This window comes from Pseudoflavonifractor sp. MSJ-37 (assembly GCF_018917965.1).
In the GTDB taxonomy this organism is placed as follows: Bacteria; Bacillota; Clostridia; order Oscillospirales; family Oscillospiraceae; genus Pseudoflavonifractor_A.
The window spans coordinates 390,560-416,153 of the sequence record NZ_JAHLPP010000001.1 but is presented as its reverse complement, the minus strand read 5'-3'; the positions used below and the strand labels follow the sequence as shown (position 1 = coordinate 416,153).

Genomic DNA, 25,594 nt, shown 5'->3' with positions numbered 1-25,594 from the left:
TTTACTCCCGGCCGGGTGGCGTATCCCGGCCTTTCTCACGGCCGGAGCCGCCTGCTGCCTTGGGCTGCACCTTCAGCGTAATGGGGGTGTTACCCTTCGCTCCGATCAGAATTTCCGCACTGTGAAACTCCTTCTTGTAAACCTTGACCTGCTCCGGGGTCAAGGAACAGAAATCTTCCTCACCTAAGCCACAGACAAAAAAGTTCCCGAACACACCGCCATATCCGCCAGACACACTGCGGTTGAAGGGCAAGTCCAAGAACAGTCCCTCGTCATTACAAACGACTGCGGCGTTATCCTCAAAGGGGTAAATGGCTTGAATCATTCCCCCTACGACTTTCTGCATCTCATCCAAGCCGTTGATGTCCGCCTCATAGGGGGCATATCCCGGCTTAACGATTACGACAGTCATACTCCATCACCTCGCCGGTTCAGACCGTTTTTTGCCGTCATTTTCTGCCTGCGTTTTTGCTTTTTGCCGTTCAAGCGACCTTTTGCGGAGATCCATCGCCTCAAACATCGTGCGTTTGACGGTAGCAACTGTCGTTCCCTTCTCTGGGAAGTAGGGGCGCAGTTCATCGTCCTGAAAAGTGACCTTCAGCGGAGGGTCGATCTCCCGCTTCGTGGGCGCTACCGACTTCTCGATCTTCTGCGGGGTCAGCGTACCGGCGCGGCTCTCTTCCTTGAGCTTGACCGCTTCCGTCTTGGAGGGGACTTTGCCGCCCTCTTTTTCGATGGCGTCAGCCAGCGTTTTCTGTTCGGCGGGCTTCATGTGAGAAATCTGCTCGGCGGTGGCCAGCGGCAATTCCTTCTTGTCCACCATCTTTTTCAGCGGCTCCTCCAGCTGATTGACGCGCATCAATCGCTGTACGCTGGCACGGCTCATACCCAGATCTTCACCGACCTGCTCATCGCTCCGCTTCATCGGCTCTTTTCCGGCCAGAATGTCTGCCTTGGAGCGCCGCCCTGCCTTGCGCTTCAAAGCGTCCATCTTCATCTGTGCGGCACGGGCCAGTTCCGAAAGCGGAATATCCTTGCGGTGGAGGTTGCCGTCTACGCACTGAATCTGCGCGTCATCCTCGTCCACACGCTCGATGAGAACGGGAATGGGGTAGTTCAGCTGTGCGCCAATGTCATGTCGGCGGTGGCCGGAGATGATCTCCAGTCCACCGTTGCGTCCGGGACGGCAGAGGACCGGCTCACGGATGCCGTAATTCTTGATGGACTCAAACAGGTCTTTGTAATCCTGCGTCTCGCGGTTTACCGTGAACGGGTGATCCAGAAAGTCCTTCAGATAGGCCGAATGGATTGCCATGCTGTAAATCTCGCCCTCACCGGGGGTAGGCAGCTTAAAAAGGTCAGCTTCGGTAGGTGCGTCCAGACGATCCTCAAATACCTTGGTCACGGCAGAACCTTTCGGGCCGTCCGCAGTGCGGGTAGCTGATGCAGTGGGCGTTTCCTGTCCCACCGGCTTTTTGACCGCATCCACCTTGGCAGGCTCGATAGTTTTCTTGCCCTCTTCCGGTTTGGTGGGAGCAGGTGCGGCTGCGGCAGTCTTGCTGTCCTTGACGGTCTTATCGTCCTTGGCGGGTTCTGTGGGTTTCTTGCCATCCTCCGGCTTGGTGAGTGCGGGCGCAGCCGCAGCAGGCTTGCCGTCTTTGGCCGCCTTATCGTCCTTGGCGGGTTCAGCGGGCTTCTTTGCCTCTTCCGGCTTGGTGGGAGCAGGCGTAGTTGCGGCGGGCTTACCATCCTTGACCGCCTTATCGTCCTTGGCAGGCTCGGCAGGTTTCTTGCCCTCCTCCGGCTTGGTGGGAGTGGGCGCAGCTGCGGCAGGCTTGCTGTCCTTGACGGTCTTATCGTCCTTGGCGGGTTCAGCGGGTTTCTTGCTCTCCTCCGGCTTGGTGGGTGCAGGCGCAGCTACGGCGGGCTTGCCGTCCTTGACCGCCTTATCGTCCTTGGCAGGCTCAACGGTTTTCTTGCTCTCCTCCAGCTTGGTGAGGATGGGGGCAGAAAGCGGAGTCGCAGGTGCTTTGACATTCTTGGGCGTCTCTGGCTGCTTTGCGGGCTGTGTGGGGGAAGGCGGCGTTCCTACGGGCGGTGCCCGAAACGCGCCGATCAGCGGGTTTTTCTTTTCGTTGGACATTGGTTTACCTCCGTATTCAAGATTTATGTCGAAAAATGTGTCTCAATTTGAGCCACATTTTCAACCAAAATCAAAGGCCGAAGTCGTGTTGGACTTCGGCCTGATAGTAGTTATTCATCGTCAACGGTGCATTGAACAGCGTAGTCAGCAGATAAGCACGGATGTTGCGGACTTTGGTGGTATTTCGGTGCAGGCTCTCAAAGACATAGACCATCATGGAGTAGTCCAGCCGATAGAAACGGGCCTGCACCTGCGTCAGCGGGATGTCATTGCCGCCGATCCGAATCGTTTGCTGGGTGGAACACATCACATCCGCCATCAGCCCGACCACTTCGTCCACATCGTCGCGGTTGAACTGCTGGCAAAGGAATGGGTACTCAATATTCTCTTTGATTTCTTTCAAGTATTCGCTTCTATCCATCCATCTCTGCTCATCGGTGGAAGGTGATGGATGGATAGATGGATCAGTATAGCTAAAATCAGTTTGATTAGATTTAATATAATTACCGTCCGATTTTCCGAAGTCTGCACTTCTGATAATCGGAAGTCTTGACTTCGGCTTTTCGGAACTCTTGACTTCCGATTTTTCGACTTCTTGACTTCCGATTTTCGGAAGTCTTGGAACCTCTTGCGGCACAATGGTTTCAGCGGTCACTTGGCGAGTGGTGAAGCGCTTGACATAGATTTTGGTCGGCTTGCCCTGCCCCTGCTTCATGCGTTCGATCAGCCCGCAGCCCTTATCTGTGTCCAACTCGGATAGAAGCTTGACGGCTTTTTCATGTCCGCAGTTCAAGTCCTCCTGAATTTCGTCCAGCGTGTAAAATATGTAGACACGCCCGGCGTCATCATACCAGCTATTCCGTGCAGACAAGCCCATCCGGTCAAGCAGGAGGCCGTACAGCAGCTTTGCGTCCGTGGAGATTTTCTTGAATTGCTGTCCTGTGACAAGCTGGCGGGGAATGCGGTAAAAAGAAAATTGGCTGCTTTCATCGCCGTAATAATAGTCGAATGCAGTTGAAATACTCACACACGATTACCTCCTATGATAATAAAAAAGCACACTCTGCCGAGCGTGCTTTTGGATGCGAACATATCGTCCGAAATCTTCATTTTTCAACATTCCTTTGCCCCGATGCGAACTGTATCTCCTCCATTGTGTTGACATCTCACAGATAGGCGGGGTATAATAGGGAAAAATAGCTTGGTTATCGCAGGATGCTTGCTTCTTGGCTTGTACCGTGAAGAATTGAACAAGGCCATATATTTTTTTCGCTTTTTTCCGACAATATCTGATTATTGTCGGCAGTTTCCTGTGTGGTTTGTGGCGCATAGAACTGCACCGTTTGGGAGCGCACTACATTCGCATTGTAGGGGTCGTCGGTTCGAATCCGATCAGGTCCACCAAAAAAAGACCGTGAAGTATCGCTTCACGGTCTTTTTTCATCCTCATCCGGCTGTTCCTCCGTCAGGACCGTCCTCATACCGGGTCAGGTCGCAGACCTCCGGTCCCATGTCCAGCCGCCCGTCCTTCAGAGACAGGAAGGGCTGGAAGGTCTGTCCCGCAGTCTCGATCAGGACGTTGGACCAGAGGTCGCTGACGTTGCACCGGAGGAGCACCGGCTCCCCGGGACCGCCCTCATAGGATGGGACATCCTCCGCCGGGTGGATGGTGCCGTCTTCCGCCAGGTCCGCCCGCCAGATCCGGATGCAGTCTTCCGCCCCGGTCGGGATGAGGGCATACCATTCGCTCCCCTCCCCCTCCACGACGGGACAGTCCGTCAGGAACGGCATATCCATGAGGTACGGCGATCCCCGGAGCCAGTCCGTTCCGTCCTCCTCCGGCTCTGTGCCGCCGGCATAGTCCAGATAGGCCGCGCCCAGTACGCTCCCCTCCGACCGGAGCCTGGCCCGGACCGCCGTCAGCTCCGTCGTGTCCGCCGTCTGATGGGCCTGCGTCTCGACGGCAGGCTCACCCGTCCCCATGGGGGCCGGGAGACTCCCTCCGCTCGTCCCGCTGTCCGCCGTCTCTCCGCCGCAGGCCGTCAGGCCCAAGACCAGCACCGCCGCGATCACGGCCTGTCTCTGTCTGTCCCTCACTGCTGCCGCCTCCTTATCCTCTATCGTCCCATCCGGGATCGTCCTGCTTTTGTACAGATATAGAACAAAGCCCCGTATGATGATACGGGGCTTTTGGAGGCGCCACCCAGAATCGAACTGGGGATAAAGCTTTTGCAGAGCTCTGCCTTACCGCTTGGCTATGGCGCCATATGGAGGACAGGAGACCTATCCTCTTTTGTTTGGAGCAGGTGACGAGGCTCGAACTCGCTACCTCCACCTTGGCAAGGTGGCGCTCTACCAGATGAGCTACACCTGCATCGGATGCAGATGCCCCGAGGGACACCTCTGAGATGCGTACGCATCTCAGAGGCTTTGGTGCCTCCGGCCGGAATCGAACCAGCGACACGGGGATTTTCAATCCCCTGCTCTACCAACTGAGCTACAGAGGCATATGGCGACGCGGAAGGGACTTGAACCCTCGACCTCCGGCGTGACAGGCCGGCGTTCTAACCAACTGAACTACCACGCCATATGTGGTGGGAACAACAGGGCTCGAACCTGTGACATCATGCTTGTAAGGCATGCGCTCTACCAGCTGAGCTATGCTCCCAGTTCGTCCGAGCCTGAGACACTCTCGTGCCGTGTCTCACGCGACGGATGTTATTATAACAAGCCATCGCTCTGTTGTCAACCACAAATTCGATTTTTCTCATTCTTTTTTCTCCGGCCGGAGGGGAGGCTCCCTCCGGCCGGGGGAACGGTCATTTTTTCATATCCGCCAGGAGCTGCTCCAGCTCCTCTTTTGAGTAGTGATAGACCTTATCACAGAACTGGCAGGTCAGCTCGGCCTCGCCCTGCTCTTCGATCAGGGAGGACAGCTCCTCCCGTCCCATGCTGATGAGGGCGCGGGTCACCCGGTCCCGGCTGCAGTAGCACCGGTACTCTACCGGAGACTCCTCCACCACCTCCAGTTCGAAGTCGCTGAGGACCCGGCGCACCAGCTCCAGAGCAGAGATGCCCTCCTTCAGCGCATTGGTCACAGGACCCACCCGGTGGACGCCCTGCTCGATCTTGTCGATCACACGGTCGTCCGCACCGGGCAGGAGCTGGATCAGATAGCCGCCGGCACAGAGGGTGCTCTGGTCCTTGTCCACCAGCACGCCCAGCGCGCAGGCCGAGGGGATCTGCTCGCTCTCCGCGAAGTAGGCGGTGATATCGTCGGCAATCTCGCCGGACAGCAGGCCGATGCTGCCCACATAGGGCTCCTTCAGACCGATGTCCTTGATGACGGTCAGGGTGCCGTCGGTGCCCACGGCCTGGCCTACATCCAGCTTGCCGGGAGCCTTCTCCACCAGCTCCACCTCACCGTTCTGCACATAGCCCCGGACATTGCCGGAGCTGTCAGAGGTGACGGTGATGGAACCCAGAGGACCGCCGCCCTTGATCTGGAGGGTGACGGAGCCGTCCTCCTCCTTGAGCTGATCGCCCATCATGGAGCATCCCATCAGGGCTCGGCCCAGCGCGGCGGTGGCCACGGGCAGCGTCTTGTGGATCTGCCGTGCCCGCTCCACCATGTCCCGGGCGGAGATGGCGCTGGCCTTCACCGGCGCGTCCTTGGCCAGCACTCTTACGATCTGATCTGACATATCTCATGTTCCCTTTCGTGCGATAAAAAAGATCCGCTGTTCCCCCGCTCTTGGGGCGCGCATGACCCGCTCGCCGCAGCGGCGGATCGAGACGAAGCCGGCCTGCCGGAGCATCTCCTCCAGCTCGTCCGGCTCATAGGCGTACTCTTCGTGGAACTCCTCGCCCCGCTCCCACAGCCCTTCTTCCGTCCGGCGGAAGATATCCATGGCGTAAGAGCAGATCCGGCGGCGCTTGGAATACTCCGCCCGCCAGACACAGTAGGTGTCCTCCGTCTCATCCAGGAACACCTGTCCATCCAGGGCCTGGAGCTTCTCCGGCGTGTTGATGTCGAAGAGGAAGAGCCCGCCAGGCATGAGGAAGAGGTGGACCCGCTGGAACGCCCTGGCCAGCACAGCAGGTCGGGTCACATAGTTCACGCTGTCCAGACAGCAGACGCAGGCGTCGATGGTGCCGTAGAGGTCCAGCTCGTCCATGGACTGGTGGAGGAAGATCGGCTTCTCCGGCACGTCGAGCCCCAGCTCCAGCCCCTTCTCGTTGGCCTGAGCCAGCATCTCCTCAGACCGGTCCGCGCCGATCGTCTCATAGCCCCGGCGGGCCAGCTCCCAGGTGAGGCTCCCGGTGCCGCAGGCCAGATCCAGCACCGTGTGGATGGGCAGCTTCGACCGGGCGAAGTGCCGCTCCAGATAGTCTGCCCACTTCTGATAGCCCACGTCCCGGGTCAGCTCATCATAGCACCCGGCCAGGAATTCATAGCTTGCCATCGGCCTTCAGCTTCTCCTTGACCCGGGGCAGGACGGTCTGATAACCATTGGCCCCGTACTGCAGAGAGCGGTTCACCCGGCTGATGGTAGCACTGCTGGCGCCGGTGCGCTCCAGGATATCGTTGTAGATCATGCCGTCGCTGAGGAGCAGCGCCACCTCGAAGCGCTGTTCCATGGAGCGGAGCTCCGCCACGGTACACAGGTCAGAGAAGAATTTTTTGCACTCATCCAGATCCCTCAGGGAAAGGATAGTCTCATAGAGCAGGTCGCTCTGCTCCTTCTTGATGATCTTTGCCAAAACGGTTCCCTCCCGTTCGATCGTCGTCCCTCTGTCTCTGCTCGACGGACAGGAGACGCTACCTCTATTTTATCAAACTAAATCCACAAAGTAAACAGGTCTTTTTCACATTTTGCCCACTCAACAGCCGCACCCGTCCTGCCCGCCCCGCATAGGCTGGCCCAGATCGTCCCGCCCGATCCGGAAGGAGGAGTCCCGCCATGTCTGTCCAGCCGATCCATCCCGCCCCCACGCCGGTCCGGTCCCGGCGCTTCGCCCGCGCCTATCGGAAGGAGGGCCAGCCGGTCCTCTCGGTCTGCTGTGTCCTTCCCGCTCTCCCCAGCCAGGGGCGGGGCATCCGCCGGATCGACCGGTGGTATGAGCGCCTGTCCGCCCTCTGGCGGGCCCGGTGGTCTGGGCCGCTCCTGGAGGCCGCCGGAGCCGCCGCGGACCAGGCCCGAGACGAGGGGCGTCCCTTCCGTCCCTGGTCCGCCCAGATCTCTCTTCTGGGACACTGGGAGGCAGACGGTATCCTGAGCCTCACCTGGACCGTCGTGGAGGACCGGGGCGGCTCTGTCCACACCGGCCGCTTCGGGGACCTGTGGCGCCTGTCCGACGGTTCCACAGTGTCTCCCCTCCAGCTCTTCCCGCGGAAGATTGGACGGAGGCTCCTGCTGGAGGCGCTGAGGGACGGGGCTGAGGAGCTCTCTCCTGCCGCTCTCCGCCGGGCCCTGCGGGAGAGCCAGCCCTCTCTGGGGCCGGAGGGCCTCATGCTCTGGGTCCCGGCGGGCCTGCTGGCCCCGGGACCTGTCCTGCGGACCATACCGCTCCCTTTGAACGGAGAAGGGCCATCCTCTTCAGGATGACCCTCCGACCGTTCCTCCCGCCTTGGGGAGATCATTTATTTTTCTTCATACATAGGTAGAGCACATAGACAGGAAAGAACAGGACCGCCAACAGTATGTACAATGCCGCACCTCCCTTTGATGTCTTTCGTCCTCATCATACCATATCCGACCGCCGATCCCAAGCGCGGTCTTTGTCTATTTAGACGGAGCATTCTGATATTTCTTCTGTGAAAATGCCTGTTTCGTTCAAATTTTCCCATTTTCCGCCTTGTCAACTCCAAAAAGAAGGGATATAATAAGTCCGTTCCGCGGGAGGAGCCATGCGGGCTCCCCCGGCGAGACATGTTTGCGCGCGGGAAAAGGCCAATGCGCGAATCCCCGCGGCAGGAGGCTCATTATGGTCAAAGCGATCGTCGGCGCCAACTGGGGCGACGAAGGCAAGGGCAAGATCACCGACCTCTTCGCGGAGCAGTCCGATGTGGTCATCCGCTTCCAGGGCGGCGCCAATGCCGGACACACCATCATCTGCGATTACGGTAAGTTCGCCCTGCATCAGCTCCCCTCCGGCGTCTTTTACCCCCACACCACCAACATCATCGGAAACGGCGTGGCCCTGAACGTGCCCGCTTTCCTGAAGGAACTCAAGAGCCTGGAGGACGGCGGCGTGCCCGCGCCCCACATCATCGTGGATCAGCGGACCCAGCTGCTCATGTCCTACCACATCCTGCTGGATACCTACGAGGAAGAGCGCCTGGCCGGCAAAGCCTTCGGCTCCACCAAGTCCGGCATCGCCCCCTTCTACTCCGACAAGTACGCCAAGATCGGCATCCAAGTGGCCGACCTGTATGACGAGGACCGTCTGAAGGAGCGTCTGGAGCATATCTGCACCTTGAAGAACGTGCTCATGGAACACCTCTATCATAAACCTCTGCTGGATCCCAAGGCTCTGTTCGACGAGCTGATGGGCTACCGCGAGGCCCTGCATCCCTTCATGGGCGACGGTGTAGCCTTCGTCCACAAGGCCCTGGCCGAGGGCAAGGAGGTCCTGCTGGAGGGCCAGCTCGGCTCCATGAAGGACCCCAATCTGGGCATTTGTCCCATGACCACCTCTTCCCACACTCTGGCCGGCTTCGGCACGGTGGGCGGCGGTGTGCCTCCTACGGCCTTTAAGGACGTAGTGGTGGTCACCAAGGCCTACTCCTCCTCCGTGGGCGCCGGCGCTTTCGTCAGCGAACTGTTCGGTGACGAGGCCGAGGAGCTGCGCCATCGCGGCGGTGACGCCGGCGAGTACGGCGCGACCACCGGTCGTCCCCGCCGTGTGGGCTGGTTCGACACAGTGGCCACCAAATATGGCTGCATGGTCCAGGGCGCCACGCAGGTGGTCCTGACCGCCATCGACTGCCTGGGCTATCTGGATGAGATCAAGGTCTGCACCGGCTATGAGATCGACGGCAAGGTCACCACCGAGTTCCCCGTCCCCGCCCTGCTGGAGAAGGCCAAGCCCGTGTTCGAGACCCTGCCCGGCTGGAAGTGCGATATGCGCGGCGTCACCGACTATGAGCAGTTCCCCCAGGCCGCCAAGGACTATGTGGAGTTCCTGGAAAAGCACATCGGCTACCCCATCACCATCGTCTCCACCGGTCCCAAGCGCCACGAGATCGCTTACCGCAACAAGTAAGTACGTCTACTCCCACTGAAATACGAAAGCCCGTGGAGCCATCCGGCTCCACGGGCTTTTTTCCTATGGCCGCTCCTCGTTCAGTCGTCCCGCGGGAACATGGACCGCAGGAGACGCTTCCCGGTCTCCGTGCGGAAGATCTGTCCCTCCGCCGCCTCGCTGGCCGCCCGGGACAGGCCCTTCTCCTCACTGTTCACCAAAAAGTCGGCTTCCAGCAAGATCCGATGGTCCAGACCGTCCACTCCGGTGTAGGTGTGGTGATGGGCCGTCAGCCAGGAGATCCGCCGGACCTGCGCCTCCGGCACGCCCAGCTCCCGCAGGAAGGGCTCCACGATGGCGGGGCTCTCCCGCTCCTGATGTTTGCCGTCAGTGTCGCCGTACTTCTCCCGGCAGGCGGGACAGGCGATGTCATGGACCACTGCCGCCAGCTCCAGCGTCTCCTGGAGGGCGGACTCCAGTCCCTCTCCCCGGCCGATGGTCTGGGCCAGGGCGTATACCTTCAAAAAATGCGCGATATCAGAGCCGTCTCCCCGATAGAAATGGATCATCTGCTCCACCGCACGTCCGACCAGTCCCATGATGTTCCTCCCCTCAGGCCGCTTCCGGCGTGCCGATCTTGGCGATGCCGGGCAGGATCCGGTGATAAAGCTTCACGATCAGCCCCACCAGCACAGCGGAGATGACCGTCCCCTCCCGGACGCCCTGGAGCCCATGGAAGAACACCAGAGACAGCACCGTGGCGGTGCCCATGAGGGTGACGTCGAAGCAGACCTTCACCGACCCGAACTCTTTCCCGCTGACCTTGGCGATCGCGTCCACGATGCCCTCGCCGGGGACCATCAGCACCTTGGCCGAGACCTCCACATAGATGCCCAGAGCCAGGATGGCGCACCCCGCCAGCAGGGAGATCAGCTCCATGGCATAGCCCTGAGGCTGGAAGTCCAGGGCCGTCAGCAAAGACATGCTCACGTCGATGAAGCCGCTGAACACCACGTTCACCAAGATCTGCAGGATCTGGATCTTCTGGAATTCCCGCCGCAGGAGCACGATCTGGGCCAGGATGAACCCGGTGTTCATCACGAAGGTGAATTCCCCCAGAGTCGGCGTGAAGCGCAGGCTCAGTACGCAGGGCAGACTGGAGATCGGCGAGGTCCCCAGCGCCGCCTTGGTGATGAAGCCGATGCCGAAGGAGTTGATCAGTACGCCCACCAGAAAACATAAATACCGCTTTACCATTCCGCTTTTATCCACTTCTCGTTCCTTTCCCGTACTTTCCTTTGGATCTCATGTCGAATTTCTTATAGTTTAACACGGTACTATGCTGATGTCCATACGACAAAATAGACGAAGGCGGCGCCCCGTTCGGAGCGCCGCCTTGCTGCGCGGGACTGCCTTGGCTCAAAGCCAGCTGTCCTCGATCTCATGCTTCTTGGCCCGGGTCATCAGCTCGGTGAGGACCTTCCTCGGGTCCTTGCCCTCGTACAGGACGGCATAGGCCGCCTCGGTGATGGGCATCTCCACCCCCATCTTTTCGGCCAGCGCCTTTCCGGTGGCGGTGGCATAGTAGCCCTCCACCACCGCGCCGATCTGCTTCACGGCCTCCTGCACTGGCACGCCCTGACCGATCAGGATGCCGCAGCGGCGGTTCCGGGAGTGCATAGAGGTACAGGTGACGATCAGGTCGCCCACGCCGGTGAGGCCGGCGAAGGTCTCTCTCCGGCCGCCCATGGCCACGCCCAGCCGGGCGATCTCGGTGAGGCCCCGGGTCATGAGGGCGGCCTTCGTGTTGTCGCCGAAGCCCATGCCGTCACAGCACCCGGCGCACAGGGCGATGATGTTCTTGAGGGCGGCGCCCAGCTCCACGCCCACGATGTCGGGGGATGTGTACACCCGGAACCGCTCGTTCATGAACAGGTCCTGGACCATCTCCGCGGCCTTCTGGTCCTTGGAGGCGGATACGACTGCCGTGGGGATCCGCCGTCCCACCTCCTCCGCGTGGGAGGGGCCGCACAGGGCCACCACCGGGTAGTCCGGACCCAACTCCGCGCCGATCGCGTCGGTGAGAGTGAGGGAGGTGTCCTTCTCGATGCCCTTGGACACTGAGACCACCACCGTGCCGGGGTCCAGGACTGCCTTCAGGCTCCGGGCGGTGGAGCGCACCGCGAAGGACGGTGTGGCAAGGACGACCACCTTGCAGCCCTTGACGCAGCTGAGATCGCTGGTCAGGGCCAATGTTTCAGGCAGAGGGACGCCCTTGAGCATGGGGTTCTCCCCTGTCTCCCGCAGGACTTTAGACTCCTCCTCCTGATAGGACCAGAGGGTCACGTCATGTCCGTTCTCCAGCAGGTCCAGGGCCAGAGCCGTGCCCCAGCCGCCGCTGCCCATGACTGCTGTCTTCATCGTCATAGCCTCCTCTATCCATTATCCGTCGGTCAGACCCGTCCGCACAGGCGTCAGGCCTCCGTTTTCTTTTTATGCAGGGTGAATTTGGACTCCGTCCCGTGGAGCAGACGGCCGATGTTGCCCCGGTGCTTCCACAGGATCAGTCCCCCGATCGCCACCGCCAGCACCGTCAGCACCGGATCCCGGTAGACGGCGAAGGTGACGAAGGGGAAGGATGCCCCCGCCCAGCAGGACCCCAGAGACACATATCGGGTCACCACCACCAGGATCAGGAAGCCGCCCCAGACCACCAGCGCCACCCGCCAGTCGATCATGATCGCGATCGTGCCGCCGGAGAGGATGCCTTTCCCGCCCCGGAAGCCGAACATGCAGGGGAACATATGCCCCAGAAGGCACCACAGGCCCGCCCAGTACTTGGCCAGCGCACTCAGCCCCGGCCAGCCCACCAGCCAGACCGCGAAAAGCGCAAAGGAGATCGCCAGGATCGCCTTTACCACATCGGAGAGAATGACCACCAGCGTCAGCTTTCCGCCGAAGACCCGGTGGAAGTTGGTCAATCCCGCGTTGCCGCTGCCGTGATCGCGGATATCATTGCGCAGGATATACTTGGAGACAATGATCGCGCCGTTGGAGCAGCCCAGAAAATAGGCGACCGCCCCGGTGATCAGCGCCAGCACAGCCAGCAGAAGGGGACTTGGCACGGCGCACATCACCGCCCAGTCCGGCCCGCCGTTCACGAAGGCGCGGAAGGAATCCAGCGCTCCCCCGCCCACCACGGCAAAGATCGCAACCTGCGGCAAATATTCCGGACTCACCCTTATCCCTCCTTATCGCTCTTCTGCCGGATGGTGAGCTTCACCGGTGTACCCTCCAGGCCAAAGGTGGCGCGGATCTGATTTTCCAGATACCGCTGATAGGAGAAGTGGAAGAGCTTGGCGTCGTTGCAGAAGCAGACGAAATGGGGCGGGCGCACGCCCACCTGAGTCATATAGAACACCTTCAGCCGACGACCCTTGTCGCTGGGGGGCTGGACCCGGGCGGTAGCGTCGGCCAGGAGGGTGTTGAGCATGCCGGTGGTGATGCGCATGGCGGCCTGGTCGTTCACATAGTTGATCAGCTCGAACAGGCGGCCCACCCGCTGGCCGGTGAGGGCGGAGATGAACAGGATGGGGGCGTAGCTCATATAGGCCAGGTCCCGGCGGACCTCCTCCCGCATCCGGTCCATGGTCTTATCGTCCTTCTCCACGGCGTCCCACTTGTTGACCACGATGATGCAGGCCTTGCCCGCCTCGTGGGCCAGACCGGCCACCTTGGTGTCCTGTTCCGTGACGCCCTCGTTGGCGTCGATCAGGATCAGGCACACGTCGCTCCGCTCGATGGCCATGGTGGCCCGGAGGACAGAGAACTTCTCGATGGGGTCGTCCACCTTGGACTTCTTCCGCATGCCGGCGGTGTCGATCAGCAGGTACTTGCCCTTCTCGTTCTCGAAATAGCTGTCCACCGCGTCCCGGGTGGTGCCGGCCATATCGGAGACGATGACCCGCTCCTCCCCCAGGATCCGGTTGACCAGAGAGGACTTGCCCACGTTGGGCTTGCCGATGATGGCCACCTTGACCACATCGTCCTCCGCCTCCTCCTCTTCCTCCGGGGGGAAGTAGTCGAAGCAGGCGTCCAGCAGATCGCCGGTGCCATGGCCGTGGACGGCGGAGACCGGGATAGGATCGCCCAGACCCAGGTTGTAGAACTCATAGATATCCGGATTCGTGCGGCCCACCTGATCCATCTTGTTCACGGCCAGCACCACAGGCTTGCCGGACTTCAGGAGCATCTTGGCCACCTCATGGTCCGAGGCGGTGAGGCCGGTCTTGATGTCGCACACGAAAACGATGACCGTGGCGTTCTGGATCGCGATCTCAGCCTGAGCCCGCATGAAGGTCAGGATCTGGCTGTCGGTGCCCGGCTCGATGCCGCCGGTATCCACGATATCGAAGGTACGGTCCCGCCACTCGCACTCGGCGTAGAGCCGGTCCCGGGTGACGCCGGGGGTATCCTCCACGATCGACAGCCGCTTGCCGCAGAGCTTATTGAACAGCATGGACTTGCCCACATTGGGGCGGCCCACGATGGCAACTAACGGTTTCATCTCGACTCACTCTCCCTCTCTCTCCGCCCGTCCGCGAGGCGGGTTATAACGGTAGTATTCCTCGGCAGGAGCGGGCTCTTCCCGCTCCTCGCCGTCGTATTCCTCATAGGCGTCGTCCCACGCCTCGTCCTCATCGTCCTCGTCATCCTCATCGCCGCAGGGGACCCATTCCACGGTACCGCCGTCATCCCAGTCCACGTCGAAGAGCGCGTCCAGCAGAGCGCCGCCGTCCTGCTCCACAGGCACCAGCGTCACGCCCAGGGCATCCTCCACCTGCTCGATGGTCACGTCGTCCAGGAATACGTTCTCCTCGTGGCGGAGCATGTTCACTGGGATCAGCAGACGCTCCCCCAGCTCCCGCTCCCTGAGCTGATCGATCAGGTCCCGGCCAGTGATCAGGCCGGCCACGGTGATCGTCTCGCCGAAGAAATGATTGGCGATCGTCACCACCTCGCCCTTCAGCGCGGGGCATTTGGCCTTGGCCTCCTCCACCAGCTTGGCGATGGTGGGGGCGGCGGCCACGCCGGTGGCGATCGTGAAGGAGGTGGGCTCCTCGTCTCCCTCCACACTGAGGAGGGCGCTGTGGAACTCCGACTCCAGCAGACGGAGCATCCCCACGCCGTTCTCCAGCTGACCAAAGCCCTCGAAGGTCTCCTCCTCCGGCTGGGGGCGGTCGGCCTCCAGATAGAACTCATCGGAGCACCAGACCAGCCGGGTCCCCCGCTCCCGCAGGGAACGGGCGGCGAAGGCCTCCACCTGGTCGATCACGGCGGCGGCTCCCTCCGGCGTATAGCTCTCCAGATGGCACAGGCCCTCCCGGAACTTGGTCAGGCCCACAGGCACCACGGCCACGCTGTTCACGCCGGGCCAGAGCTCCGCCAAGTCCTCCATGGTCCGCTGGAGGACCGGCCCGTCGTTGAGCCCGGGGCAGGCCACCACCTGACAGTTCATCGTGATGCCCGCCGCGGCGAAGCGGCGCATGATGTCCAGGCACTCCCCCGCCCGCCGGTTCTTCAGGAGCATCCGGCGGACCTCCGGGTCCGTGGCCTGCACCGACACGTTGATAGGACTGACACGCAGGTCCATGATCCGCTGGATCTCCCGCTCCGACAGGTTCGTCAGGGTGATGTAGTTGCCCATCAGGAAGGAGAGCCGTGCGTCGTCATCCTTGAAGTACAAGGTCTCCCGCATCCCGGGCGGCATCTGGTCCACGAAGCAGAACACGCAGTTGTTGGCGCAGGAGCGGGCCTTGTCCATAAGGTAGGTCTCGAAGTTCAGGCCCAGATCCTCTCCCTCAGCCTTCTCCAGCACCACGGTGCGGACCGAGCCGTCTCCGTCCCGGAGGCCCAGCTCCAGCCTGGCGTCGTAGGTATAGAATTTATAGTCCAGTACGTCCACGATCGTGTGGCCGTTGACCTGGATCACAGTCTCTCCCGGCCGGAGGCCCGCCCGCTGGGCTGGACTCCCGGGATCGACGGTCCGGATCTTCGTCAGGCTCATAGCTTCCCCCTTGCTCCGGCCGGTCCCAGACCGGTCAGTCATCTTTTATTTTAATCCATGACAGGAAAAGCCGCAAGCCCCGATCCATGCTTTCGGGCAAAAAGAAAGAGGGGATAGCTCCCCTCTCCTCTTTTCGGGCTATTTACTTCGCCTCGGCCACTGCCTCGTGCTTGCCGAACTCATGGCCGTTGTAGCTCAGGCAGGACTTGCACATCCGATGCGGGAGCCGGAACGCACCGCACTTGGGGCAGGTGGTGATACCGGGGGTCTCCAGCTTCCAGACGGAGCTGCGGCGCTTATTGCGGCGCTGCTTGGACACTTTACTCTTAGGGACTGCCATTTATGACACCTCCTTAGGTCAATGCCCTGGCAGGGCACATTCTTCAGTCATCAGACTCTTTATCCAACAGCTGTGCTAACACAGCCAAACGTGGATCTACATCAGCCTTGCATCTGCAAGGTCCTTCGTTCAGGTCGGCGCCGCACTTGGGGCACAGCCCCTTGCAGTCCTCTGAACAGACATGCTTCGGCTCCATGGCCAGGATGACGTCAGTGGTGAACACCTCGTCCAGATCCAGCTGTCCGTCCTCCAGAAGCAGGATATCGTCATCCTCTTCCTGTTCCAACGTCTCCGCCAGCAGGTGCTCCACCGGGAGCTCCATCTCCTGACGGAAGGGTTTGAGACACCGGTCGCAGACCAGCTCCAGCGTCGTATCCACCACCGCCTTGAGCTCCAGCGCGCCGGCCCGGTTGCGGACCATGCCGTGGATGTGTACCGGATGGGCGAATGGACAGGCTTCGAACAAGTCCACTTGGGACAGGTCCAGCGTATGCTCGAAGGGCAACTCGGCCCCCGGCCGATGGATGATGGTTCGAAGATCCAGACGCATGATACACCTCTCGCAATGTCACAGCAGATATTATAGCGTGTCAAGGCCCGATCGTCAAATATTTTTTTCGGCCGGGCCCCTATTTTTTCGATCTTTGGTCAGTATCGATACGCCGCGTCCACTCTTCGTCCCGTGACAGCACACATATGTCACAATGACGGGCGTGGAACGTCCCCCAGATCACTCCCAGGGCTCCATGGACTGATCCAGCACCGCCCGGCGGTGGAACATGGTCAGGTCGGGCGCCGCCTGTGGACACTCCTGACGGATGGCGGCCAGGATCAGTTCCGGATTGAGGCCGGGGTCTTTGGCCCGGACCACCAGATCCAGCGTCACGGTGTCCCGGCGCTCCTCCACGGTGGACTTGGCGATCAGTGGGATCAGGTCTACCTCAGTGAAGCCGCTCTTGGCCTTCTTGGACCGCTTCTGCATGATCAGGCTCTCCCGGGCCAGCAGCTCCTGGATGGCCGTGTCCGCGCCGAAGGGGGCGCCGCCCTCATATTCCAGCGTGACGATATAGTTCACATAGGCGATCTGCTTCACCGGACGCTCGGCCACATAGCAACGCTCCACCCGGATCCCGGCGGGCAGGACGGCGTTCATCCGCTCCGGGACCGCGTCCAGATCCGGATCCTCCCCCAGGATCTGGCACTCCAGCACCTCGCAGGTGCTGGAATAGCCCACTGACAGGGGCAGAGGGATGGAGACGAAGGCATGGGGGTTGAAGCCCTCGGTATGCTTGATGGGGATACCCGCCCGGAGGAATGCCCGCTGGAAGGTCCGCATCAGATCCAGATGGGAGATGAATCGGGCCGTATCCAGCTTGGAAAAGGCCAGCCTGTGGGTCGTCATAGGCGCTCCGCTCCTTTGTTCCTAAGTTCCGAAATTTCCATGCGCGCCCGGATCAGCACTCCGCATCGCACTCACCGCAGTAGAGCTTGTCGGCGCCGCATCCAGTACACTGCTTCCGGCAGTCCGGCGTGATGACGCCCTTGTAGGCCTGCTCCCGCTCCCGCCACAGGAACTTGGTGCTCACGCCCACAGAGGTGGGGGTCCAGGGCAGGATCTCGTCCTTGTCCCGGGTCCGGTTGGCGTAGAAGGCCGGATCGATGCCGCAGTCGGCGAAGGCCTCCATCCAGCGGTCGTAGTCGAAGTACTCATCCCAAGTGTCGAATTTGGCGCCCTTGCGCCATACCGTCTCCAGCAGATCTGCCAGACGGCGGTCGCCCCGGGCCAGGACGGCCTCCAGCACGCTGGTCTCCGGGTCGTGCCAGTGGTAGGAGATGGAGCGGCCCTTCATATGCTCCCGCAGGAGCTTCACCCGGCGCTCGTACTCCTCCCGGCTGATCTGGGGCTCCCACTGGAAGGCCGTGTGGGGCTTGGGGACGAAGAAGGCCGTGGACACGGTGATCTTCACGCCCCGGCTCCGGTTGGGCGTGACCTCCCGCCAGGTCTGGTAGACCTTCTCGGCCAGGTCGGCGATGCCCAGCACGTCCTCATCGGTCTCCGTGGGCAGGCCCAGCATGAAGTAGAGCTTCACTGTGGACCAGCCTCCGGCGAAGGCCGTGCGGCAGAAATTGAGGATATCCTCCTCGGTCACGTTCTTGTTGATCACGTCCCGCAGGCGCTGGGTGCCCGCCTCGGGGGCGAAGGTCAGGCCGCTCCGGCGGCCGTGCTGGAGCCGCTCCATCAGGGCCCAGGAGAAGTTGTCCGCCCGCAGGGAGGGCAGAGAGATGTTCACCCCGTGGGGGTCGCACCACTCCTGGAGCCCATCGCACAGCTCCAGCAGGCGGCGGTAGTCGCTGGTGGACAGAGAGGACAGGGTCATCTCCTGATAGCCGGAAGCCTTGCAGGACTCGATGCCCTGCCGGATCAGCAGTTCCGGGTCCTTGGGCCGCACCGGGCGGTAGGCATAGCCCGCCTGGCAGAAGCGGCAGCCCCGGATACAGCCCCGGAACACCTCCAGCATCACCCGGTCATGGACGATCTCCGTAGAGGGCACGATGGTCTTGACCGGGAAATAGGACTTGTTCAGGTCCTGCACGATCCGCTTGGTCACCACCGGAGGTACGCCCTCTGCCGGCTCGATGGCGGCGATAGTGCCATCCTCTTTATAAGACACATCATAGAGGGAGGGCACATACAGGCCGGGGATCTTGGCGGCGGCGCGGAGGAGTTCTTCCTTCGTCCAGCACTCCTCCCGGGCCTTCCGGTAGAGCTGGATCAGCTCCACAGTCACGTCCTCGCCCTCGCCCAGAGAAAAGATATCGATGAACGGGGCCAGCGGTTCGGAGTTGAAGGCGCAGGTGCCGCCAGCGATGATCAGAGGGGCGAACTCGTCCCGGTCGGCGCTCCGCAGGGGCAGACCAGCCAGATCCAGCATGTTGAGCACATTGGTGTAGGCCATCTCATAGCCCAGAGAGAAGCCGATGATGTCGAAGTCAGCGATGGGATCGCCGCTCTCCAGTCCATAGAGAGACAGCCCCTCCCGGCGCATCTCGTCCTCCATATCGCCCCAGGGAGCGAAGACCCGTTCGCACCAGACGCCATCCATCTCGTTCATCACGCCGTACAGGATCCGGATGCCCAGATTGGACATCCCGATCTCATAGGTGTCCGGGAAGCAGAGGGCCACGCGGGTGTCCACCTTGTCCAGGTCCTTGACCACCGCGTTGTATTCTCCGCCGGTATACCGCGCCGGCTTCTGGACGCGGGGCAGGATATGCTCCAAAGTACGATTCATAGCCGAACTACCGTCGCTTTCTGTCTCAAGGTCATGGCCCCGGATACCGTCTGCGAAGGTCCATTCGGTATCAGAAAAGGCTGATTATTTATTTTAACCTCTCTTATCCCCTATTGCAACCCTGTTTCCCCTAAAAACGGCACAAAAACCGTCCACATCCGCCGTCCCCCACAGGCGTTCCGCCCAATGGGGGCCTGTGCCCACTCCAGGCCGCCATTGTGTTTTCCCCAAAAAGAGGTTATACTGGCATCGTCATCCCCATCCGCCCCGTCCATGAACGGGATCTTTTAAGGAGGATATGGTTTGAGTCAGTCATCCAACAAGGTGAAGCACCATCTGCCCCGGAGCCGGGCCGGACGGGTGCTGTTCGCCCTGGCCGTCACCGCGATCGTGGGGGCCGTCTACTTCTATGTGTCCCTCCCCGCCCTGAACCCCCAGTCCGGAGACTTCTACGGCTTCGTGGGGCTCCTGTGCATCGTCTACACCCTGGTCTCCCTCCTCACCTCCGGCTTCGGGCTGGAGCCGGAGCAGACCTCTGCCAAGGGCTATCTCCGGGAATACGCCCGCTTCGTGAAGCGACAGTGCCTGCCGGTGGGGGCGCTGTTCCTCCTGCTGGTCGTCGTGGCCGCTGTGGGCGAGGTCCTCTCCCTGCCCATCCTGCGGGCCTCCGCTTATCGGGACCTGCTGACCGTGCAGGACGGCGACTTCTCCGCCGACATCGCCGAGATCTCCTTCAACGAGATCCCCACCCTGGACCGGCAGTCCGCCGAATACCTGGGCGACCGGCAGATGGGCACCCTCAGCGACATGGTCAGCCAGTTCGAGTACTCCAACGACTCCACCCAGATCAACTATCAGGGCCGGCCCGTCCGGGTGGCCCCCATCGCCTACGCCGATCTGGTCAAGTGGTTCACCAACCGGTCTCAGGGCCTGCCCGCCTATGTGCTGGTGGACATGGTGACCCAGGAGGCCCAGGTGGTCCGTCTGCCCGAGGGCATGAAGTACTCCTTCTCCGAGCCCTTGAACCGGAACATCATGCGCCACCTGCGGTTCCACTATCCCGCCATGATGTTCGACACCCCTCAGTTCGAGATCGACGAGGAGGGCACGCCCTACTGGATCGCACCCCGGATGGTCAAGACCATCGGTCTCTTCGGCGGCGTGGACATCAAGGGCGCCGTGCTGGTCAACGCTGTCACCGGAGCGTGCCAGTACTACGAGGATGTGCCCTCCTGGGTGGACAATCTGTACACGCCCCAGCTCATCATGGAGCAGTATGACTATCACGGCACTCTGATCCGCGGCTTCCTCAACTCGGTGTTCGGCCAGCGGGACGTGACCGTCACCACCGAGGGGTACAACTACATCGCCCTCAATGACGACGTGTATATGTACACCGGGATCACCTCCATCAACTCGGATCAGTCCAATCTGGGCTTCCTCCTCTCGAACCAGCGGACCAAGGAGACCAAGTTCTACTCGGCGCCCGGCGCCACGGAGGGCGCGGCCCAGCTCTCCGCCCAGGGCGTGGTCCAGGACCTGGGCTACACCGCCACCTTCCCCCTGCTCCTGAACATCTCCGGAGAGCCCACCTATTTCATCCCCCTGAAGGATGCCACCGATCTGGTGAAGAGCTACGCCATGGTCAATGTGGCCCAGTATCAGGTGGTGGCCACCGGCTCCACCGTGTCCGACTGTGAGCAGAAGTATATCCAGCTCCTGGTCCAGAAGGGCATCACCACCGAGGAGGACCTGCCCCAGACCGAGGTCCACGGCGTCATCGCCGAGATCCGCTCCGCCGTGCTGGATGGAAACACCTACTACTTCCTCCGGCTGGAGGGCGGCGAGACCTTCTATACCCTCTCCGCCGCGCAGGACCAGGTGACGGTCATCCTCAACGTGGGCGATACCGTCACCATCCACCATGAGGTGGCGGACGGGACCTCCGATATCCTCCGGGGCACCGCCGTCACCCTGGACCGCCGGGGCGACGGTACGGCCGTCCCCGCTGTCTCTGGCGCGCCGGAGGTAGACCCAGAGCCCAGCGAAGCCCCGGCCGGGACGGCGGATGAGACCGGGACCGACCTCCCCGCCGCCTGATCCTATCTCCGCGTCCAGAACGATGCCCCGCCCGCCAGCTCCATGCTGCCAGGCGGGGCGTTTCCATGTCCTCCCGCATAGGATGGGCCATCGAACGTCTGGAGGTGCGTCATGTCTGCTCCCATCTCCCTTTGCATGATCGTCCGGAACGAGGAGGCCGTACTGGCCCGCTGTCTGGAGAGCGCCGCCGGGCTCTATGACGAGCTGGTGCTGGTGGATACCGGCTCCACCGACGGCACGCCGGAGCTGGCCGCCCGCGCCGCGGACCGAGTTTTTTCCTTCCCCTGGCGGGACGATTTCTCCGCCGCCCGGAACTTCGCCTTCGATCAGGCCCGCTGTCCCTTCTGCCTGTGGCTGGACGCCGATGACGTGATCCTCCCACCGGACCGGGAGGCCCTTCTGGCCGTGAAGGAGCAGGCGCTCCCCGCCGCCGATGTGGTCATGGCCCGCTATCAGACTCTGGGGCCGGACGGTGCCCCGGTCCTCTCCTACTACCGGGAGCGGATCCTGCGGAACGTGCCCTGGCTCCGCTGGACCGGGGCGGTCCATGAAGCCGTCCCGCCCCGTGGGACGATTGTCTATACCGAGGCCGCCGTCACCCACCGGAAGGAGGGGCCCGGCGACCCGGACCGGAACCTGCGGATCCTGGAGGGTCTCCGGACCTCCGGCCGTGTGTTCTCCCCCCGGGAGCAGTATTATTATGGCAGGGAGCTCCGGGACCACCACCGCTTCTCTGAGGCCGTCCCCGTGCTGGAAGGCTTTCTGGAACGCGGTCAGGGCTGGGTCGAGGACCAGATCGGCGCCTGCCAAGTCCTCTCCGACTGCTATGCCGCTCTTGGCCGGCGCCGGCAGGCGGTCCGGGCCCTGCTGGAGGCGCTGGCCTACGACGGCCCCCGGGCGGAGGTCTGCTGCGGGCTGGGCGCCCTCGCCTTCCAGCAGGAGGACTGGCGGTCCGCTCTCCGCTGGTATGAGCTGGCCCTCCGCTGCGGGCAGAGAGCCTCCGCGGGCGGCTTCCTCCGGCCGGACTGCCACGGCTATCTCCCCGCCTTCCAGATCGCTCTGTGCTGGTGGCATCTGGGGGACCCAGTCAAAGCGGCCCAGTGGAACGAGCAGGCCGCGTCCTTCCGCCCCGGCGACCCCTCCTGCCGGCAGAACGCCGCCTTCTTCGCCGATCTGGCCGAAAACGGCCCTCCCGGAGCTTGACGCTCCGGGAGGGCCGTTCGTTCATCATCTGCCGCCTCAATATCCGTTCACGATCGCGTCCAGCACCTTAGAGGCCACTGCGCCGGCGGTGTCGGAGCCATTGCTGCCCTCCTCCACCAGCACCACGAAGGCATAGGGCGCGTCCGCGTTCCGCAGGAAGCCGGCGAACCAGGTATTGGGGGCTTTTCCGCCGCCTACCTCGCCGGTGCCCGACTTGGCGCAGAGGTCCATATTGGGGAAGCGTCCGCTCCCGTAAGTCTGGGACACGTTGTTGGCCATCATGTCGGCCAGCGTCCGGGCCGTGTCCTCCTCCACCAGAGTCTTGGTCTGGTGTTTTCGATAGAAGGAGCCGGGGATGCCCAGCGGCGTCTCCGTCTTGAGGATCAGCTGAGGCACCGCCGCCTTTCCGCCGTTGGCGATGGCCCCCATCCACACCATCATGGAGCAGGGGTCCACCAGATCGTTGTACTGGCCCACGCCGGCCCAGCCCAGCTGGTTCTCCGTGGAGCCGGTGTCGAAGCTGCCCTTGGCGGTGGGGATGCCGCTGACCTTGTAGGAGCCGGTGAGCCCCGCCTTGTCCACATACTCGTTCAGGGTGTCCGCCCCCAGCTCTGCCGCCAGCTGGCCGAACACGCCGTTGCAGGAGTTGGCGAGGGCCCCATAGATGTCCATGTCCCCGTGGGCACGGGGGCATGCGATGGGCTCGCCGCCCACATCAGTAGAGCCGGTGCAGGTGAACCGCCGCTGGAACAGGTCCGGGATATGCTCGATCGCGGCGGCGAGAGTCACAGTCTTGAAGATGGAGCCGGGGATGAAGGTGCCGGACAGGAACCGGTTCAGATACACGCCGTCATACCGGTCGTCTCCCTCCTGGATGTTCGGCGGGTCCGCCGGATCGAAGGTGGGGGCGGACACCATGCAGAGGATCTGCCCGTTGGTGTAGTCATAGACGCCCACCGTGCCTTTCTTGCCCCCCAGAGCCTCATAGGCGATGTAGTTGTACCGGGCATCCAGAGTCAGGTACAGGTCGTTCCCCTCCCCCAGCGGGCTGTACGCCCCGGTGAGCAAGTTATAGCCGGACAGCTTGTCTGCGAAAGCGGTCAGTGCCCCGGTGCCGATGTTGCCGGACCGGTCTCCTACCGCGTGGAGGGTGGCCTTGCGGACGGTGGCGTTGTCGTAATAATGGCGGCTCCCATCCTCTCCAGGCCAAGAGAGCACGTCCCCGTCCCGGTCCAGCACCCGGCCCACCGCCAGCTGTCCCTGGCTGTTGTAGAGGTGCCGGTTGGCGGCGAAGCCTGCCCAGCGGCCGCCGTCCAACGCGAAGCGCACACAGAAGAGGGCCAGTCCCGCCAGCAGGATCAGCGCCAGCAGGAGGCACATCACCGCCCGTTTCTCGATCTTTTTCATGGACGGTCCCCCTTTCGATAGGTGGCATCCGGTCCCTGGCCGAAGTCGAAGCCCTCCAGCCCCTCGGTATCCTCCCGCTCCGGGGACCGGCGGGCCAGACGTTCCTCCTCCCTCCGGCCCCGGCGGCGGGAGGGCAGGCGGATGGCGAAGCTGGCGTTCTGCCGGGTGTCTGTGGCCTTCAAAAAGGCCAGAAGTCCCCAGGAGGACAGCATGGATGAGCCGCCGTTGGACACGAAGGGGAAGGTCACGCCGGTCAGGGGCAGGATGTCCACCGCGCCCAGCACGTTCAGGGTGGCCTGGAACACCATCATGGACCCGGCGGCGCAGGCGGCGATCACATAGAAGCTGGACCGCCCCGCCCGGGAGGCCCGCACCGCGAAGACTGTCAAGCAGAGGATCCCGCACACCGCCAGCACGGCGATGATCAGGCCCCACTCCTCACACAGCATGCCGAACACCAGATCCGTGTCGGCGGCGGGCACCCGGTGGAGCCAGCCCCGGCCCGGTCCCACGCCCACCAGGCCGCCGGAGGCGGCGGCGGACATGGTGCGGGTCTGCTGGAAGCCGCCGTCAGAGGCGTACTGCCAGGCGTGGCCCCAAGTGGCGAAGCGCCGCAGGATATAGGGCTTCACCGACAGGATCACGAACACGCCGAACACCGCCGCGCCGCAGATCAGGGCCAGGGTGGCCCAGTCCCCGGAGCGGAGGTAGGCGATCACCAAAAAGGTGATGAAGAAGATGGCGGCGGTGCCGAAGTCGCTCATCAGGGCCAGACAGCCCATGCACACGCCGGTCAGCAGGATGAACAGCCCCAGGTTCCGCTTCCGGAAGAGCCGCTCCAGCGTGGCCGCTCCGGCGAAGATATAGCAGATCTTGCCCACCTCAGAGGGCTGGAAGGAGATGCCGGCAATGTTGATCCAGTTGGCCGCGCCGTACTTCACCTGTCCAGCCACCAGAGAGAGGCCCAGCAGTCCGATCGCGCCCACGGCCATGAGCCAGCGGATCTTCTTCACCCGCTCCAGGTCCCGGAGGAACACCCCCAGCACCAGGAACAGGACCAGGCCCAGCACCATGGCGGCCAGCTGCTTGAACAGGGCCTGGGGCGCCGACGAGGCCGTCACCGACAGGGACAGGGTACACAGGAAGAAGGCGATCAGCTCCATCTCGAAGCCGATCCGCCGCAGGGCCCGCAGCGTCAGGAAATACACCCACATGAGGGCCGTCAGGCAGAAGAACGCCGCCGGGAGGGCCGCCGTGGCCTCCTCCCCCGCGGACACCACCAGCTGGAGGGCGGTCAGCACCTGGAACACCGTCAGCAGGACCAGCGCCCCCCAGGGGGACACCGGCCGCTCCAGGCTCCGGCGGCGGTGACGCCGTTCCTCCTGCTCCTCCAGCGACACGGGCAGAAGCACCGTCTCCACGCCGCTCAGGCCGATCACGTCGCCGAAGGACACCGGGGCCGCGCCGTCCACCGGCTTCCCGTTCACCGTCACGCCTCCCTTGGACTCCAGGTCATAGACGGTCCAGCTCTCATCCTCTGCCCGGATCAGGGCGGCGTGCTGGCGGGACACCACCGGGTAGTTCAGCACCACGTCGGAGGCCCCGCTCCGGCCCAGGATGTTCTCCCAATGGGTCAGGGGCTCCTGAGCCCCGTTGGGGAGGGTGAGATAGGCCCACACCTCCGGCACATGGGGCACCCGCAGGAGCGAGCGGATCGCCCCCGCCAGGATCCCCAGCGCCAGCACCGGGAACACGAAGCGGACCACGGCGGTATACCAGGCCGCCGCCATAGG

23 protein-coding genes and 5 tRNA genes are annotated in these 25,594 nt (G+C 62.5%); 4 read left to right on the top strand and 24 right to left on the bottom strand.

Annotated elements, in window-relative coordinates; all coding sequences use genetic code 11:
• Window position 1: 1 nt before the first annotated feature.
• The 12 genes from KQI12_RS01900 to KQI12_RS01845 form a co-directional block, all read right to left on the bottom strand.
• Complete coding sequence (locus KQI12_RS01900; protein ID WP_216570214.1) at window positions 2–412, bottom strand: DUF3846 domain-containing protein; 411 nt, start codon at window positions 410–412, stop codon at window positions 2–4.
• Between the two features lie 6 nt (window positions 413–418).
• Window positions 419–2,143, bottom strand: a complete 1,725-nt coding sequence (locus KQI12_RS01895; RefSeq protein WP_216570212.1) for a ParB N-terminal domain-containing protein — start codon at window positions 2,141–2,143, stop codon at window positions 419–421.
• 70 nt (window positions 2,144–2,213) lie between these two features.
• Window positions 2,214–3,170, bottom strand: coding sequence for a DUF6017 domain-containing protein (locus KQI12_RS12740; RefSeq protein WP_216570210.1), 957 nt, complete (start codon window positions 3,168–3,170; stop codon window positions 2,214–2,216).
• Between the two features lie 419 nt (window positions 3,171–3,589).
• Window positions 3,590–4,240 carry a hypothetical protein gene (locus KQI12_RS01885; protein WP_216570208.1) on the bottom strand — a complete coding sequence of 217 codons (651 nt, stop codon included), beginning with the start codon at window positions 4,238–4,240 and terminating at the stop codon, window positions 3,590–3,592.
• Window positions 4,241–4,334: 94 nt separating this feature from the next.
• Window positions 4,335–4,408: transfer RNA gene (locus KQI12_RS01880), tRNA-Cys, on the bottom strand.
• 33 nt (window positions 4,409–4,441) lie between these two features.
• Window positions 4,442–4,517: transfer RNA gene (locus KQI12_RS01875), tRNA-Gly, on the bottom strand.
• A gap of 57 nt (window positions 4,518–4,574) precedes the next feature.
• Window positions 4,575–4,650 (bottom strand) — tRNA-Phe (locus KQI12_RS01870).
• Window positions 4,651–4,653: 3 nt separating this feature from the next.
• Window positions 4,654–4,730: transfer RNA gene (locus KQI12_RS01865), tRNA-Asp, on the bottom strand.
• A 5-nt stretch (window positions 4,731–4,735) separates the two neighbouring features.
• Window positions 4,736–4,811: transfer RNA gene (locus KQI12_RS01860), tRNA-Val, on the bottom strand.
• A 151-nt stretch (window positions 4,812–4,962) separates the two neighbouring features.
• Complete coding sequence (gene hslO, locus KQI12_RS01855) at window positions 4,963–5,847, bottom strand: Hsp33 family molecular chaperone HslO (protein ID WP_216570206.1); 885 nt, start codon at window positions 5,845–5,847, stop codon at window positions 4,963–4,965.
• 3 nt (window positions 5,848–5,850) lie between these two features.
• A complete protein-coding gene (locus tag KQI12_RS01850) occupies window positions 5,851–6,609 on the bottom strand; it encodes a class I SAM-dependent methyltransferase (protein ID WP_216570204.1) in 759 nt (252 codons plus the stop codon).
• Entirely contained in the window at window positions 6,596–6,907 is a 312-nt protein-coding gene (locus tag KQI12_RS01845) for a YerC/YecD family TrpR-related protein (RefSeq protein WP_216570202.1), read from the bottom strand. Before KQI12_RS01845 ends, KQI12_RS01850 begins: the two co-directional genes overlap by 14 nt.
• A gap of 200 nt (window positions 6,908–7,107) precedes the next feature.
• Here KQI12_RS01845 and KQI12_RS01840 point away from each other — a divergent pair, with 200 nt between their 5' ends.
• Window positions 7,108–7,752: a hypothetical protein gene (locus KQI12_RS01840; RefSeq protein ID WP_216570200.1), complete on the top strand. Its 645-nt coding sequence runs from the start codon at window positions 7,108–7,110 to the stop codon at window positions 7,750–7,752.
• Window positions 7,753–8,131: 379 nt separating this feature from the next.
• Window positions 8,132–9,412 carry an adenylosuccinate synthase gene (locus KQI12_RS01835; RefSeq protein WP_216570198.1) on the top strand — a complete coding sequence of 427 codons (1,281 nt, stop codon included), beginning with the start codon at window positions 8,132–8,134 and terminating at the stop codon, window positions 9,410–9,412.
• Window positions 9,413–9,492: 80 nt separating this feature from the next.
• On the opposite strand, the gene KQI12_RS01830 is transcribed toward KQI12_RS01835, so the two are convergent.
• The 10 genes from KQI12_RS01830 to KQI12_RS01785 form a co-directional block, all read right to left on the bottom strand.
• Window positions 9,493–9,990, bottom strand: a complete 498-nt coding sequence (locus KQI12_RS01830; RefSeq protein WP_253290769.1) for an HD domain-containing protein — start codon at window positions 9,988–9,990, stop codon at window positions 9,493–9,495.
• Between the two features lie 13 nt (window positions 9,991–10,003).
• Window positions 10,004–10,663 (bottom strand): YitT family protein, encoded by a 660-nt coding sequence (locus tag KQI12_RS01825; protein WP_371817920.1) that lies wholly within the window; start codon window positions 10,661–10,663, stop codon window positions 10,004–10,006.
• A gap of 147 nt (window positions 10,664–10,810) precedes the next feature.
• Window positions 10,811–11,812, bottom strand: coding sequence for an NAD(P)H-dependent glycerol-3-phosphate dehydrogenase (locus KQI12_RS01820; protein ID WP_305849782.1), 1,002 nt, complete (start codon window positions 11,810–11,812; stop codon window positions 10,811–10,813).
• Between the two features lie 53 nt (window positions 11,813–11,865).
• Window positions 11,866–12,615: a glycerol-3-phosphate acyltransferase gene (locus KQI12_RS01815; RefSeq protein ID WP_253290768.1), complete on the bottom strand. Its 750-nt coding sequence runs from the start codon at window positions 12,613–12,615 to the stop codon at window positions 11,866–11,868.
• A 17-nt stretch (window positions 12,616–12,632) separates the two neighbouring features.
• Complete coding sequence (der, locus tag KQI12_RS01810; RefSeq protein WP_216570194.1) at window positions 12,633–13,958, bottom strand: ribosome biogenesis GTPase Der; 1,326 nt, start codon at window positions 13,956–13,958, stop codon at window positions 12,633–12,635.
• A gap of 6 nt (window positions 13,959–13,964) precedes the next feature.
• The gene (locus KQI12_RS01805; RefSeq protein WP_216570192.1) at window positions 13,965–15,458 is read right to left on the bottom strand and encodes a DUF512 domain-containing protein; all 1,494 of its coding nucleotides are present in this window, start codon (window positions 15,456–15,458) and stop codon (window positions 13,965–13,967) included.
• Between the two features lie 142 nt (window positions 15,459–15,600).
• The gene (rpmF, locus tag KQI12_RS01800) at window positions 15,601–15,798 is read right to left on the bottom strand and encodes a 50S ribosomal protein L32 (protein ID WP_216570190.1); all 198 of its coding nucleotides are present in this window, start codon (window positions 15,796–15,798) and stop codon (window positions 15,601–15,603) included.
• Between the two features lie 43 nt (window positions 15,799–15,841).
• Window positions 15,842–16,348: a DUF177 domain-containing protein gene (locus KQI12_RS01795; RefSeq protein ID WP_216570189.1), complete on the bottom strand. Its 507-nt coding sequence runs from the start codon at window positions 16,346–16,348 to the stop codon at window positions 15,842–15,844.
• Between the two features lie 180 nt (window positions 16,349–16,528).
• Window positions 16,529–17,200 (bottom strand): TIGR03936 family radical SAM-associated protein, encoded by a 672-nt coding sequence (locus KQI12_RS01790; RefSeq protein WP_216570188.1) that lies wholly within the window; start codon window positions 17,198–17,200, stop codon window positions 16,529–16,531.
• 52 nt (window positions 17,201–17,252) lie between these two features.
• Window positions 17,253–19,091 (bottom strand): TIGR03960 family B12-binding radical SAM protein, encoded by a 1,839-nt coding sequence (locus KQI12_RS01785; protein WP_216570187.1) that lies wholly within the window; start codon window positions 19,089–19,091, stop codon window positions 17,253–17,255.
• Between the two features lie 303 nt (window positions 19,092–19,394).
• Here KQI12_RS01785 and KQI12_RS01780 point away from each other — a divergent pair, with 303 nt between their 5' ends.
• Window positions 19,395–21,191 carry a CvpA family protein gene (locus tag KQI12_RS01780; protein ID WP_253290767.1) on the top strand — a complete coding sequence of 599 codons (1,797 nt, stop codon included), beginning with the start codon at window positions 19,395–19,397 and terminating at the stop codon, window positions 21,189–21,191.
• Between the two features lie 111 nt (window positions 21,192–21,302).
• On the top strand, window positions 21,303–22,394 hold the full coding sequence (locus KQI12_RS01775) for a glycosyltransferase (RefSeq protein ID WP_253290766.1): 1,092 nt from the start codon (window positions 21,303–21,305) through the stop codon (window positions 22,392–22,394).
• Between the two features lie 36 nt (window positions 22,395–22,430).
• On the opposite strand, the gene KQI12_RS01770 is transcribed toward KQI12_RS01775, so the two are convergent.
• Complete coding sequence (locus tag KQI12_RS01770) at window positions 22,431–23,801, bottom strand: penicillin-binding transpeptidase domain-containing protein (protein ID WP_216570186.1); 1,371 nt, start codon at window positions 23,799–23,801, stop codon at window positions 22,431–22,433.
• A complete protein-coding gene (locus KQI12_RS01765; RefSeq protein WP_216571358.1) occupies window positions 23,798–25,591 on the bottom strand; it encodes an FtsW/RodA/SpoVE family cell cycle protein in 1,794 nt (597 codons plus the stop codon). Before KQI12_RS01765 ends, KQI12_RS01770 begins: the two co-directional genes overlap by 4 nt.
• Window positions 25,592–25,594 lie beyond the last annotated feature (3 nt).

What these genes read in the sequence shown, in the direction of transcription:
- rpmF (WP_216570190.1), bottom strand. Translation starts at nt 15,798, where the DNA reads ATGGCAGTCCCTAAGAGTAAAGTGTCCAAGCAGCGCCGCAATAAGCGC.
- KQI12_RS01795 (WP_216570189.1), bottom strand. Translation starts at nt 16,348, where the DNA reads ATGCGTCTGGATCTTCGAACCATCATCCATCGGCCGGGGGCCGAGTTG.
- KQI12_RS01830 (WP_253290769.1), bottom strand. Translation starts at nt 9,990, where the DNA reads ATGGGACTGGTCGGACGTGCGGTGGAGCAGATGATCCATTTCTATCGG.
- KQI12_RS01785 (WP_216570187.1), bottom strand. Translation starts at nt 19,091, where the DNA reads ATGAATCGTACTTTGGAGCATATCCTGCCCCGCGTCCAGAAGCCGGCG.
- KQI12_RS01805 (WP_216570192.1), bottom strand. Translation starts at nt 15,458, where the DNA reads ATGAGCCTGACGAAGATCCGGACCGTCGATCCCGGGAGTCCAGCCCAG.
- KQI12_RS01900 (WP_216570214.1), bottom strand. Translation starts at nt 412, where the DNA reads ATGACTGTCGTAATCGTTAAGCCGGGATATGCCCCCTATGAGGCGGAC.
- KQI12_RS01775 (WP_253290766.1), top strand. Translation starts at nt 21,303, where the DNA reads ATGTCTGCTCCCATCTCCCTTTGCATGATCGTCCGGAACGAGGAGGCC.
- der (WP_216570194.1), bottom strand. Translation starts at nt 13,958, where the DNA reads ATGAAACCGTTAGTTGCCATCGTGGGCCGCCCCAATGTGGGCAAGTCC.
- KQI12_RS01790 (WP_216570188.1), bottom strand. Translation starts at nt 17,200, where the DNA reads ATGACGACCCACAGGCTGGCCTTTTCCAAGCTGGATACGGCCCGATTC.
- KQI12_RS01820 (WP_305849782.1), bottom strand. Translation starts at nt 11,812, where the DNA reads ATGAAGACAGCAGTCATGGGCAGCGGCGGCTGGGGCACGGCTCTGGCC.
- KQI12_RS01835 (WP_216570198.1), top strand. Translation starts at nt 8,132, where the DNA reads ATGGTCAAAGCGATCGTCGGCGCCAACTGGGGCGACGAAGGCAAGGGC.
- hslO (WP_216570206.1), bottom strand. Translation starts at nt 5,847, where the DNA reads ATGTCAGATCAGATCGTAAGAGTGCTGGCCAAGGACGCGCCGGTGAAG.
- KQI12_RS01770 (WP_216570186.1), bottom strand. Translation starts at nt 23,801, where the DNA reads ATGAAAAAGATCGAGAAACGGGCGGTGATGTGCCTCCTGCTGGCGCTG.
- KQI12_RS01765 (WP_216571358.1), bottom strand. Translation starts at nt 25,591, where the DNA reads ATGGCGGCGGCCTGGTATACCGCCGTGGTCCGCTTCGTGTTCCCGGTG.
- KQI12_RS01840 (WP_216570200.1), top strand. Translation starts at nt 7,108, where the DNA reads ATGTCTGTCCAGCCGATCCATCCCGCCCCCACGCCGGTCCGGTCCCGG.
- KQI12_RS01850 (WP_216570204.1), bottom strand. Translation starts at nt 6,609, where the DNA reads ATGGCAAGCTATGAATTCCTGGCCGGGTGCTATGATGAGCTGACCCGG.
- KQI12_RS01895 (WP_216570212.1), bottom strand. Translation starts at nt 2,143, where the DNA reads ATGTCCAACGAAAAGAAAAACCCGCTGATCGGCGCGTTTCGGGCACCG.